Genomic DNA, 13,279 nt, shown 5'->3' with positions numbered 1-13,279 from the left:
ATATTTAGCCTTTCGACATATTTCAAGTTTGTCCGATGATTCTCTACTGACGGCTAATTTACTCATTTGTTATGATGTGTTCAAGTCAAACTTATTAAGATCAAGCGCGATTAAACAAGGGGGATTTTAAGTGGAAAAAAGTAAAAAGAGAGTAAGAATTTCGTTGCTTGCGTTAGTCATGGCTGTCGTTATGATGCTTACTGCTTGTGGTGGTAACACTAAAAATGAAAGCGGTAACGCAGGTAGTAAAGATGGAGATAAGCAAATTACATTACGCTTTTTCTCTAACTTACCAGATCGTAAATCAGGACAAGGTTTAGCTGAGCAAAAAATGTTAGACAACTATGTTGCAGCAAATCCAAACGTCAAAATTGATTTAGAAACATTAGCAGAAGAACCTTTCAAAAATAAACTTAAAGCATATATGGCTTCCAGTGAACCATTAGATGTATCCATGGTACATGGTGGCGCAGAGCTAAACACATTAGTTCAAGCAGGATATGTCAAAGAAATTGATTTAAAACAGTATGAAGGTGAAAAATACAATTTCCTTCCAGGCGTATTCACATCTTTTACATTTGACGGTAAAGTATACGGCTTACCACGTAACAGTGATTATGAAGTCATTTACTATAACAAAAAGATGTTTGAAGACAATGGCGTAAAAGTTCCAACAACGTTCCAAGAGTTGCTTGATGCAGGTAAAGCATTCCGTGAAAAAGGAATTTCTCCAATGTCCATTAATGGTAAAGACCTTTGGAGTTATCCTGCAATGTTCCAAAATATCTACATTCGTTTGACAGGCAACTCTGATGTATTGCTTGGTGCTGTTCAAAACAAAAACAAGCTTACAGACAATGCAGACGTATTAAAAACAGCTCAATTGTTGCAGCAGGTTAGAGATGAGAAATTGTTCCAAGATTCATTTATGACTGCGGATTATGGTGCATCTCAAAACTTATTTACACAAGGTAAAGCAGCAATGTGGTATATGGGTTCATGGGAAGCAGGGATGGCATCTAATGAAGCATTACCTGAATCGTTCCGTAACAATATCGGCGTGTTGAAATTCCCAACGGTTGAAGGCGGAAAAGGAAAAGATACAGACTTACTTGGATGGAACGGTGGCGGCTATGTGCTTATCAGTAAATCCAAACATCCTGAAGAAGCTAAAAAATTGTTTGATTACATGATGGCTGCAGATCAATGGGCAAAAATTGCTTGGGATACAGGCGCAGCAGTACCAGCTCAAAAGTATGAATTAACAGGAAAAGAAACTGAGCTTCAAAAGAGCTTAACAGATATCTTAGTTGGTGCAACTTCTAGCTCTGGTGCATTGATGTTAGACTCTGGAACACCTAAATTTAAAGACGATGTGCAAAACATCTTTGGTAAATTTTTCGCAGGTGGTATTGATGCAGACGGTTTAGTGAAAGAGCTTCAAAACGCAGCAGATACACAAAAATAATTCGTTTGAGGACAGGCCAGCACTCGTCTGCCTGTCCTCTTACATTTTTTGAAGGAATGGGGAGAATATTATGCATAAGGTGCTTAGCAATAAAACCGCTATATTTCTTTTTGTAGCTCCAGGCGTAATCTTGTTTATACTTACGTTTTTGGCACCTATAATTTTGAGTGGGTACTACTCCTTTACAGATACATTGGGACCAGGTACTAACGTTAAAATGGTTGGCTTTGACAACTATCAAAACTTACTTTTTCAAGATGAGCGCTTTTGGATTTCTTTACGTAATGCAATATTACTTGGTTTAGGGTTTATCGTGATTCAGCACCCAATTTGTATTTTGTTTGCAATATGGTTGGATCGTATTGGCGGAAAAGCAGAAAAAATATTCCGTACCATTTTCTTTATTCCATGCGTCATCTCAGTCGTCGTTATTTCAAAAATGTGGTTATCTGTGCTTGATCCTACATTTGGCATACTTAATAAATTATTAGATATGCTTGGTTTAAGCTCATTGCAGCACGTATGGTTAGGTGAATCAAGTACAGCGCTTGGCTCTATGCTTTTCATCTTAATCTGGGCAGGTTTTGGTTGGGGCTTACTGTTTTACTACGCAGGCATTAAAGGAATTCCTGAAGATCTTTACGAAGCAGCGAAGCTTGATGGTGCATCTGGATTCAAATTACACTTACGCATCACCGTTCCATTGTTGTCTCCAGTTATTGCAGTGCAAGTAACACTTGCGATGATTACAGCCTTAAAACAGATGGAAATGGTGTTCTTAACTACAAATGGGGGTCCTGGCGACTCCACCCAATTCCTTGCCGTTTATTTGTACAATAAAGCATTTTCAGCAAGTCAATATGGTTATGCAAATGCAATTTCAATCTTGTTTGTAGTAGTGTGCTTGTTATTCACTTATTTAAGCAATAAGCTCATTCGCAGTGATGCGACAGAATATTAAGGGGGAAGAAAAGTTATGCAAAAAAAGACTAAAATTGCACTGTGGCTCTTTTTCCTAGTTGTCGCAGCACTACAGTTATTTCCGCTCATTTGGATGATTGATTTCTCATTTGCAAGCAGTACAGAATTTTATTCCTCGAATATTCTAACTTGGCCTGAAACATTCCAATGGCAAAACTATGTAAATGCCTGGGTAGACGGCAAGTTTCTAAGATACTTTTTTAACAGTGCTTTAGTGACAAGTACCACGATCGTATTGACCATCTTGTTATCTTTAACGTTAGCCTATGCATTTACAAGAATGACTTGGAAGCTACGTTCCTTTTTCTTTGCGATCATTTTGTTAGGAATTATGATTCCAATTCATGCGACATTGCTTCCTAACTTTGCGATTTTTAAAGAAATTGGGTTAACAGATTCGTATCTAGGGCTTATTTTACCTTATACTGCGGTTTCTGTACCGTTAGCGACCTTTATTTTAACTGGGTTCATGCGTAGTATTCCGAGAGCGATGGAGGAATCCGCAGTTATGGATGGATGCAGTATTTACCGGACTGTATTTCAAATTATTGCACCACTTACAAAACCAGCCTTGGTTACCGTAATTGTAATGACCTTCCTTAACTGCTGGAATGAATTTATTATGGCTTCGACCTTTTTAAGTAAAGATGCGCTTAAAACATTACCGTTTTCCGTCATGAACTTTGCGGGCCAATATTCCTCTGATTATGGTTCACAGTTCGCGGTTATGGTTCTTACTTCAATTCCTGCAATTATTATTTACGCCATCTTTAATGAACAAATTACTAAAGGTGTAACAGCAGGCGCGGTAAAAGGTTAATACAAAAGGAGCTGATTACATTTGAGTAAGCAGATTCAAAACCCGATTTTAAGGGGTTTCCATCCCGATCCTTCCATATTACGGGTAGATGAAGATTATTATATTGCGACATCCACCTTTGAATGGGTTCCGGGTGTACGTATTCATCATTCTAAAGATTTGGTGCATTGGCAACCGATCGGATATGCACTTACTAACAAGGAGCAGCTTGATTTAACAGGCGTTATGGCTTCGGGTGGTGTGTGGGCGCCTTGCTTAACCTATAATGAGCAGCAACAACTATTTTATCTCGTCTATACCATTGTACGTAATCGGGCGGGGAATGTATTTCATGCTGATAACTATGTCGTCACTGCGAAGGAGGTTACAGGCCCTTATAGCAAACCAGTTTATTTAAACTCCAGTGGCTTTGACCCTTCCTTTTTCCATGATGACGATGGACGTATATGGTTAACTCAGCTAGAGTGGGACTTTAGGCAAGACTATCCTTCCCCTGGTGTCATTTTTTTACAGGAGTATAGTGCCGAGTTACAGGATGTAGTTGGAGATCCTATCCGAATTTATGATGGCGGGACAGATATGGGATGTCTTGAAGCCTCACATATTTATAAGCGAAATGGCTATTATTATTTGATGGCGGCAGAAGGGGGAACTGGATACGGTCATGGGGTAACGATGGCAAGAGCGAAGCAAATTACTGGACCCTATGAGCCTGATCCATGTAACCCGATTATTACGTCTGCGGTCACTATCTTTAATGAACGGGGCGTAGGTGCCTTTCTTAAGCCGCAATATTACAATCCAGATGCGCCACTGCAAAAGTCGGGACATGCAAGTCTTGTAGAAACAACGGATGGTAAATGGTATGCGGCTCACCTATGTGCCCGTCCATTAATGCCTCAAATGCGCTCCACATTAGGCCGTGAAACAGCGCTCCAGAAGGTGTACTGGAACGAGGAAGGGTGGCTTCGTCTAGAGGGTGGCGGTAACCAAGCGAAGCTGGTTGTGCCTGCACCTGATCTTCCTTCAAGTCCTGTACCTTCATTACCTGAAAAGGATCATTTTGATGAGCCTGTGCTGAGCACAGAATGGAACACACTTCGAGTACATGTCGGTGAGGCAGGAATTGACTTAACAACTAGACCAGGATATTTACGACTGCGTGGTCAAGATTCTTTATTTTCTGTGCATACGCAAAGCCTAGTAGCTCGAAGAGTTCAAGCCTTTGATGTAGTTGCAGAAACCGTCGTTGAATTTGAACCTAAATATTTTCAAGCGATGGCAGGGCTAACCTTTTTCTATGATCATTTGACGCATTACTTTTTACGTGTGTACTATAGTGAATCTTTGGGTGGAAAAGCGTTAGGGCTAATTTCTTCCGATCATGGGCAAAAGCAAGAATGGACGGCGTTCCGTGTGGCATTACCTGAAGGCAAACCCGTTTATTTGCGTGGAGAAGTGCATCGTGAAAAACTACAATTTTTCTGGTCCTTAGATGGTGAGGAATGGTGTAAAATTGGACCTGTGTTAGATGCAAGTAAAATGTCTGATGAATACCCTGAAAGCTTTGAGCATTTTACAGGTACATTTGTAGGTGTAACTTGTATTGATACGTACAGACATCAAGCGACTGCAGATTTTGATTATTTTGTGTATCGGGAGCTTTATCTATAAGAGAATGCCCATAAGAGAATGTCTATAAGGTAAGATGTAAGAGAATAAGAGAAGATCGAGGAGATTGTCATTACTAGCTTGATAGCTATAGGACAGTCTCTTTGTTTTGTAGACAAATATAAAATATGGTATTTTACTATTATGAAAATAAATAATGAAACCCAATTAAAGCGAGCCGAAACGATTAAACGTAAACTCATACAGGCTAATGAAAAAGATTTAGACCGTGAAATATTTGGTGCTTCTTCGCACCAATACAAGATGAATTCACCGTTATCTACTTCTGAGCTGGAACAGTGGCAAACAGAACATGGAATTACTTTACCAGCGTGTTATGTTCAGTTCCTTACTCAAATTGGCGATGGTGGCGCAGGCCCTTACTATGGAATATATACACTCGCGCAAGCAACCTCCTACACTGAGAAGGAAGCGATGACGGGCAAATGTGTGTTGTATCCTGACATGGATAAGGAGGAGTGGAATAGGTTAATTGAGCCTCTAATTAATGAGGAGGATATCTCTGATCCTGAATATGATATAGCTTGTAACAAAGTGCTTGGTGGCATGTTAAATATCGGTACTCAAGGCTGTGAATACGAGATGTATCTCGTTCTTGAAGGAGAACAAAAAGGAAAAATCGTATATACATCCAGTTTCTACGAGGATTATCCTTTTTTCTTCGTTTATGAGGACAACTTTCTGGACTGGTATGAGCGTTGGTTAGATGAAATAATTTTGGATTATGATGATGCATGGTTTGGGAGTAGAATGCCCGGGAACGAAGAAAAGTTAATCGCGGTTTATGAGCAGTCTTCCAATGATACGACCCGGCTAAAAGCGTTTGAGGGGATGTACAAAATGAAGTCGCTTGCTCCCTCTACGTTAAAGTTCCTGCAAGATGTTGCTGATCAACACCTACATCAAAAAGTTCAACTAAATCAACATAATCAGCAACCTGACCAGCTCCAACCGCTGCATCAACAGCAGCTTTATACAGCGATTCGTTTAATGTGTAAAACCTCACCTGAAATCGCTCAGCCCTATTTACTACAGCTATTGGACAGTGGTAAGCAAAAGGGTGGGGAAGGATTACGCTGAAGGACTTATGATGATCCACGACTATTGCAAAAATATAGACCTTAATGTGTTTGTGGAACCTATTCTACAAGGCTTTGATTATATTCATGAACCAAGTACGTTGCGGTATGCAGGTTATGTTTTAGAGTCTGTAGGAAAAGTTAGCACGCAAGATTTTTCTCGTTTTTTGACACATGAAAATCCTAACATGCAAACGACTGCCATCTATGCAACAAGAATTAGCCAAGATAAACTTGATAGTTTAGATATGATTGAAGAGATGTTCAGATCAGGTGGAGAACCAATCATGGAGCAAACTCTGTTATACTGGGGTGCTGTTCCTCATATTAGGTTGTTACCTTACTATAAAACAGTGTGGACTAAAGTAAAGCAAAATTTGCGGATTAGAGAATCAATGCAAGCCTGTCTGCATACTTTGGAACTTTCAAGCGATTATTTTGAGAATTAAATGTAGTCTTAATTATAATTGTTCAGTCTAATAATATAAGAATATAAGAAAAACCGTCTTCTAAGTGAGAGATAAGAGTAGTGATTAGACTAGTATTGATCCTAGTTTATCCTCTTTTTACCTAGAGACGGTTTTAATTTTAGTTTAAACTATTGCTCAATAATCACAAATCCCCAAGGTGGTAATGTGAGTTGTTGTCCCTCAGCTATGGGCTGATCCGTCAATAATTCTGTACCAGCTTCATATGAATAAACAAAAGCTTGCTCCTCGCCAGTGTAGTTGAAGTAGTATCGAATTAGCTTACCGTCGTCATTAAAGCCTTTTTTAGTAATGATTGGAAAGGTTAGCTTTTGTTCCTCTTGCCAAAGTCCAATATGTTGTAACGTATCTGCTAAAATGCTACGCAATGCCGCTGGACTTGTCATACAACCGATATAGGTCGCTGTTCCTGCGCCATATTGGTTGCGCGTAACTGCGGCATAATTATTCCATTCAGGATGATCGTAGCTTGCCAGCACCTTCGCTGTCGTAGGTGTTATTAACTCCATCCAACTCGTAATGGATGCCTCTTGCTCTGACCATGTCAGCACATCACTTTGTATTTTTGCTGCTTCATCAGGTGCAATAAACATGTTGTAGCTGATGCCACATGCTTTGCTAATAATCCCTGGCTGTACTACTGTACGTACCTGAACATCCTCGTTAGTAAAGCCACTTTTAAACGTATAAACCACATGTCCACCTTGCTCCGTAAATTGATTAAGCCGCTCTAATGCTTCATCTTCTACCGCATACAAGGCAGGTACTATGACAAGCTCATAGTGACTTAGCTGCTCATAGTCAGGCGTAATAAAATCAACCTCAACATTAAGCTTGTACAGTTCATCATAAATCCAACGGAAAATATCATTATACACTTTACCGTCAGGCAGTTTAAACCATTCGATAGCGGATAAAGCTGTGTTACTGACCATGATTGCCACTTTATTATGCTTACGAAGGTTAACTAGCTTGTGACTAAGTTTAGCGAAATCAGCGCCTACTGTTTTAGCTTCATTATATACAGGATTTGGCTGAAAGTCGTGACTGAGCAAGCCTTTCCAATACGTTTCAAACGAATTATGAATGGAATGCCAATGCCAATAAGCAACCATATTTGCGCCTGAAGCCACATGACTAAATGCTAAAAGTCTAAGCTGACCTGGGTAGGGCGTCCAATCTGGAAAAGCTTGCGCTTGTGTTTCTAGCACCAAATAATTGCTTTGCTTTAGCGATCGTGATATGTCCCCACCAAAGGAAATTTCAATCCCTGTCAGCTTGCTTTGGGATGGATGATAAATATCAACACCTGCAATGTCAAAGGGCTTCGCAGCCTCAAAGTGATCCACAGACGTCTGAACCCCAAAGGAATGTCCACGCCAATCATAATCAAAATTTTGAGTCACAAATTGCCCAGGCTGTTTGTATTCATTCACAATCTGCACCTGCCATGCTAGAAACTCGTTTACTAATGTGCGTTGGAATTTAGCGAATTCCGCACCTAGGCTTCCATTAATTGTACCTACAACAGAAGGGAACTCCTCCCAGCTATTAATACGATTACTCCAATAAGTAAGACCAAATTTCTGATTAATGACTTCTAAAGAACCAAACTTGTTTCGCATATATTTCACGAATTGAAGCTGTACGTTATCGCCTGCGGTGTCGTAATGCTTCGTTTCATTGTCGGTTTGATATCCAATAACAGCAGGGTGCTTATGCACACGCTCCATTAATTTGCGAATCATTCGTTCTGCGTAAAATAAATAAGCAGGATGCGTAATATCCATGATTTGACGTGCACCATATCGACCAGGACCTTTCGAGGTCGTAGCAAGAATGTCAGGATGTTGCTTAATCATCCACGCAGGTACAGCATAAGTGGGTGTCCCAACAATGACATCGATGCCAGCTTCATGCATCGCATCTAGTACACGATCTACAGAAGTGAAATCAAATACTCCATTTTGAGGCTCATGTGTACTCCATGTAGATTCGGCGATCCGCACTGTATTAATGCCTGCGGCTAACATCATCTTAATATCCTCTTGAAGTCGATCATACGGCATATATTCATCATAATACGCAACACCATAACGTAACTTGTCCATCGTAACACTCCTTCTTCGTACCCTCGTAGTTATAAATTGCTCTAATATAAGCCCATTATAAGAAGCAAAAGCCCAGACGTATATGGTCAGAACATCGTGGAATTTACCCAAATCCAAGGTGGATTACATGCTAGTATGTCTATTTTACCTTTATTGTACTTGGTAATTTGATGACTCAAAGTTATAATGAACAGGAATTGATTAAAATAGGCAGGTGGACAAATGTCCGGTACATTAAGCATTATTGATTTATTTACAGAACAAAATTTGGCATTATGGTTAGAAAAATATCGCTCCCTTGGGCCACTCCCGGGCATTTTACTTACCTTTATGAAATCGTTTGTGCCACCCTTACCTACAATTGTTATCGTAGGCTTAAATGCGGCGTTGTATGGGTTATGGTGGGGGTTTTTATATTCATGGATCGGTTTGATTTCGGGAAGCTTACTCACCTTTTTGCTAGTCCGCAAAGGGTCCCAGCTAGCGTGGATACGACGGTGGTCAGCAAAGCCAAAGGTAGAGCAAGCTCTGGTGTGGGCAAGACGTAATGGCTTTAATTATGTCTTTTTATTAGGAATGTTACCTGTAGGTCCCTTTGTCATCGTTAATATTGTAGCAGGACTAACACGGATGTCTGTTCTTTCCTTTTTTGTTGCAGTGGCTTTAGGTAAAGGGGTTATGGTGTTTTGTGTCTCATACATTGGCACACACTTCTCCGATTTTATGGCAGAGCCACTTAAGCTTGCAGGTGTTGTTGCGTTTATCATTTTCTCATTATGGATGAACAAGGCATTACAGCGTTATTTTGCAAAGGAAGCGTTAAGCTAACAAATGAAGAGAAGGGGCTGAGATACATGCAAATTAAAGGAATTCATCATACTTCTGCATTTACGGCATCAGCGGCAAAAAACTTTCATTTTTATACTGAAATTTTAGGACTGAGACTAGTTAAGAAAACGGTCAATCAGGATAATGACAGTATGTATCATTTATTTTATGGGGATGAAGCTGGCAATGCTGGCACAGAGGTTACTTTTTTTGAAATTGATCATGCAGGTGTAAATCGAGAGGGAAATAACAGTATTTCTGCGGTTAGCTTACGTGTTCCTAGTGATGAAGCATTAACCTATTGGCGAGATCGGTTTGTGCAGTTTAATGTACCCCATGAAGACATTGTGCAGCGTGGAGATAGATTCACGTTAGCATTTAAAGATTTTGAAGGAAGCCGGTATATTGTTGTATCAGAACAAAATGATAAGCAAGCTCCTATAGGCAAACCATGGACAGCGATTGTACCGCAACAGTATGCTATCACAGGTTTAGGTCCGGTTTACTTGACTGTAGATAATGCAAGTGCCACGTTGTCCTTAATGACGGAAATTATGGGTTTTCGCCAAGTTGGAAGTTATGTTTCTTTTGTTCCTAATCAACCTGATATTATCGTTTTAGAGTCTGGAGAAGGTGGGGCAGGGACAGAGATTCATATTGAAGAGCGCCATGATCTCCCTAAGGAGCGATTAGGTCGTGGGGGTGTACATCATGTGGCCTTTCGTGTAGAAGATGCAGATGAGATTACAGCTTGGGCGAATAAGCTAAATGAGGCTGGGTTCAGTAATACAGGACTCGTAGATCGTTATTATTTCCAATCGCTTTATTTCCGTGAGCCTAATCGGATTTTATTTGAAATTGCTACAGATGGCCCAGGGTTTACTACTGACGAATCGTTAGAGCAGCTAGGTCACACGCTTGCACTCCCACCATTTTTAGAGTCAAGAAGATCACAAATTGAAGCGACGTTAAAGCCACTATTAACTTAAATAACGCAATATGCTTAAAAACTTGTTGGATTAGGTATACTATGTTAAAATGACCTTATTTCTAGCGAATGGAGGGCTGTACTGTTATGTGGATTATTAAATTTCGTTTTTACTCTTTGCGCGGCTAATTAAATAGTGCTTAAGAGACTCTGCACCTGTGCAGGGGGAACGGGATTGGTCTGCATTTTAGGAACAGTACCTTTAAAATATATCATAGGATTGCATTTCATTATATCTGTTGTGTAATAGGCTCCCAGTATGCAATTATAAATTGCTGTTGCGTCGCTCTAGCTTGATATTCGGAAGGTTAGAAGTGAACTTGAGTTTGATTACAAGGTAGCTGGCAGAATGTCCTTTAGGATGTCTGGCTGGATGTGCATGTGCAAACTATTGTTGATGCAGCTAGTATTGTTAGATGTGTATTTTTCGTTCACCCTCTACACAGGTCGCGCTACCTGTGTTTTTTTATGCCATATTAGAAGTTGAAAGGGATGAATTATATGAAAGAATTAGAAACTTTAGTGCAAAAGGCAGTATTAGTTGGCGTTAATATTAAGTCTCAGGAAGACTTTGAATATTCGATGGAAGAATTAGCGAACTTAACGGAAGCATGTGGGATAGAGGTGTTTGCGACTTTAACTCAAAATTTGCCGAAGGTGAATAAATCCCATTATATTGGGACAGGGAAGATCACAGAGGTGAGCTCACTCCTTGAGGCGATGGAAGGAAATCTCGTCATATTTAATGATGAGTTATCCCCTTCGCAAATACGTAATTTAGAAAAAGATTTACAATGTAAAGTTATCGATCGTACCATTTTAATCTTAGATATTTTTGCCCAACGTGCTAAAACAAGGGAAGCACAGCTTCAAGTTGAAGTCGCTCAACTAAAGTATATGTTACCTCGTCTTGTAGGGTTACGTGAATCGTTAGGAAGACAAAGCGGAGGGGTTGGCACACATAACCGTGGTGCAGGTGAAACGAAGCTAGAGCTCGATCGCAGACGGATTGAAGAAAAAATTACTGCATTAAGTAAGGAATTAGAAGAGGTCGTCGCACATCGTCAGACTCAACGTAAGCAACGTAAAAAGCAAGGAATGCCTGTTGTGTCGCTTGTGGGGTATACAAATGCTGGAAAATCTACGATTATGAATGCGCTCATGGAGCAATATAGTCAGTCACAAGAGAAGCAAGTGTTTGAAAAGGATATGTTGTTTGCCACATTAGAAACGTCAGTCAGACATGTTCCACTGCCTAACAATAAGTCTTTTTTGCTTACCGATACTGTAGGGTTTGTAAGTAAACTGCCTCATCATTTGATTAAAGCCTTTCGTTCGACGTTAGAAGAGGTGGCAGAAGCGGATTTACTGATCCATGTGGTTGATTACCATAATCCTGAATATGAGCGTCTAATCGATATTACGAATGCAACATTAAAGGACATCGGTATTGAGAACATTCCAACCTTATATGCTTATAATAAAGCAGATTTAACGGACAAAGTCATTCCTGAGGTACAAAAGGATATTATCTTTTTAGCGGCAAAACCTCGGATTGGCATGCAGGAGCTAACAGATGAAATAGCTAAACGTATTTTTACAGACTATGTGCAATGCGAAATGTTAATTCCGTATGATCAAGGGAATATCGTTTCTTATTTAAATGAACATGCAAACATTACAGAAACAGCATATGAAGAAGAGGGTACAAAGTTAGTGCTAGAACTCAAAGCGAGTGACTATGCTAAATACGAACAATTTGTTGTGAAATAACGGGTTGCTTGTCCCTCTAAATGTGGGATATACTTTTGTAAGTTGGAATGTGTAGATTCACATCGATTTACAATGTATAGCTAAAAGGAGAGTTCACGATGGGAAACGTATTAATTTTTGGTCATAAAAACCCAGACACGGATACAATCTGTTCAGCAATCGCTTATGCTGATTTGAAGAGCAAGCTTGGATTAACGGTAGAGGCTGTTGCATTAGGAGAAGCAAACAATGAAACAAAATTTGCATTAGAACGCTTTGGCGTGGCAGCACCCCGTGTTGTTACGTCTGTAGCATCTGAAACAAATGAAGTTATTCTTGTGGATCATAATGAACGTCAGCAAAGTGCTGAAGATATTGATCAAGTGACAGTGCTAGAAGTCATCGACCATCATCGAATTGCAAACTTTGAGACTAAAGGTCCATTATATTTCCGCGCAGAGCCAGTAGGTTGTACCGCAACAATTTTACTTAAATTGTATAAGGAAAATAACGTAGAAGTTCCAGCTAATATTGCTGGGTTAATGTTGTCAGCTATAATTTCTGATTCTTTATTGTTTAAATCACCTACGTGTACCGCACAGGATGTAGCTGCTGCGAAGGAACTAGCTGTTATTGCTGGCGTAGATGCAGAGGAATACGGCTTAGACTTGTTAAAAGCGGGTGCGAATTTAAGTGATAAGACAATCGAGCAGCTTGTTAACCTCGATAGCAAGGAATTCGAAATGAATGGTTCGAAGGTTGAAATTGCTCAAGTAAATGCAGTGGATGTTAACGATGTATTGGCACGTCGGGTTGAAATCGAAAATGCAATTAACATCATCATTGAGAAAAAAGGTCTTGACCTATTTTTATTCGTAGTCACCGATATTTTGAATAATGACTCTGTTGGTTTGGCATTTGGTAAGGACGCTTCATTAGTAGAAAAAGCATACAATGTGAAGCTAGAAGACAGTAAAGCTGTGTTAAAAGGGGTCGTTTCCCGTAAAGCACAAATCGTACCTGTATTAACAGATACATTTAATCAACGTTAAGTTTAAAAGCTGAGCGTAAA

11 protein-coding genes are annotated in these 13,279 nt (G+C 39.8%); 10 read left to right on the top strand and 1 reads right to left on the bottom strand.

What is annotated here, in order from left to right; translation table 11 throughout:
- Positions 1-130: 130 nt before the first annotated feature.
- From ABE099_RS19495 to ABE099_RS19470, 6 genes are all read left to right on the top strand, one after another.
- On the top strand, positions 131-1,468 hold the full coding sequence (locus ABE099_RS19495; RefSeq protein WP_430033099.1) for an ABC transporter substrate-binding protein: 1,338 nt from the start codon (positions 131-133) through the stop codon (positions 1,466-1,468).
- A 70-nt stretch (positions 1,469-1,538) separates the two neighbouring features.
- Positions 1,539-2,429: a carbohydrate ABC transporter permease gene (locus ABE099_RS19490; RefSeq protein WP_430033097.1), complete on the top strand. Its 891-nt coding sequence runs from the start codon at positions 1,539-1,541 to the stop codon at positions 2,427-2,429.
- Between the two features lie 15 nt (positions 2,430-2,444).
- Complete coding sequence (locus ABE099_RS19485) at positions 2,445-3,269, top strand: carbohydrate ABC transporter permease (protein WP_210090046.1); 825 nt, start codon at positions 2,445-2,447, stop codon at positions 3,267-3,269.
- Between the two features lie 21 nt (positions 3,270-3,290).
- Positions 3,291-4,943, top strand: a complete 1,653-nt coding sequence (locus tag ABE099_RS19480; RefSeq protein WP_430033094.1) for a glycoside hydrolase family 43 protein — start codon at positions 3,291-3,293, stop codon at positions 4,941-4,943.
- Positions 4,944-5,084: 141 nt separating this feature from the next.
- A complete protein-coding gene (locus tag ABE099_RS19475) occupies positions 5,085-6,041 on the top strand; it encodes an SMI1/KNR4 family protein (RefSeq protein WP_430033091.1) in 957 nt (318 codons plus the stop codon).
- On the top strand, positions 6,022-6,489 hold the full coding sequence (locus ABE099_RS19470) for a hypothetical protein (RefSeq protein ID WP_430033089.1): 468 nt from the start codon (positions 6,022-6,024) through the stop codon (positions 6,487-6,489). Before ABE099_RS19475 ends, ABE099_RS19470 begins: the two co-directional genes overlap by 20 nt.
- A 149-nt stretch (positions 6,490-6,638) precedes the next feature.
- Here ABE099_RS19470 and ABE099_RS19465 read toward each other — a convergent pair whose 3' ends face one another.
- Entirely contained in the window at positions 6,639-8,639 is a 2,001-nt protein-coding gene (locus tag ABE099_RS19465) for a beta-galactosidase (protein ID WP_430033086.1), read from the bottom strand.
- A 222-nt stretch (positions 8,640-8,861) separates the two neighbouring features.
- Between ABE099_RS19465 and ABE099_RS19460 the strand changes: the two genes are divergently transcribed.
- From ABE099_RS19460 to ABE099_RS19445, 4 genes are all read left to right on the top strand, one after another.
- Positions 8,862-9,467 (top strand): TVP38/TMEM64 family protein, encoded by a 606-nt coding sequence (locus ABE099_RS19460; protein WP_430033084.1) that lies wholly within the window; start codon positions 8,862-8,864, stop codon positions 9,465-9,467.
- A gap of 26 nt (positions 9,468-9,493) precedes the next feature.
- Positions 9,494-10,456, top strand: a complete 963-nt coding sequence (locus ABE099_RS19455; RefSeq protein ID WP_430033141.1) for a ring-cleaving dioxygenase — start codon at positions 9,494-9,496, stop codon at positions 10,454-10,456.
- Between the two features lie 500 nt (positions 10,457-10,956).
- Positions 10,957-12,228 (top strand): GTPase HflX, encoded by a 1,272-nt coding sequence (gene hflX / locus ABE099_RS19450; RefSeq protein WP_430033082.1) that lies wholly within the window; start codon positions 10,957-10,959, stop codon positions 12,226-12,228.
- 98 nt (positions 12,229-12,326) lie between these two features.
- Positions 12,327-13,259, top strand: coding sequence for a manganese-dependent inorganic pyrophosphatase (locus ABE099_RS19445; RefSeq protein WP_430033080.1), 933 nt, complete (start codon positions 12,327-12,329; stop codon positions 13,257-13,259).
- The last annotated feature ends 20 nt before the right edge of the window (positions 13,260-13,279 follow it).

This window comes from Paenibacillus turicensis, assembly GCF_050461185.1.
In the GTDB taxonomy this organism is placed as follows: Bacteria; Bacillota; Bacilli; order Paenibacillales; family Paenibacillaceae; genus Fontibacillus; species Fontibacillus turicensis_A.
Note: the sequence above shows the minus strand (reverse complement) of the source record. Positions and strands in the feature narration are given on the sequence as shown.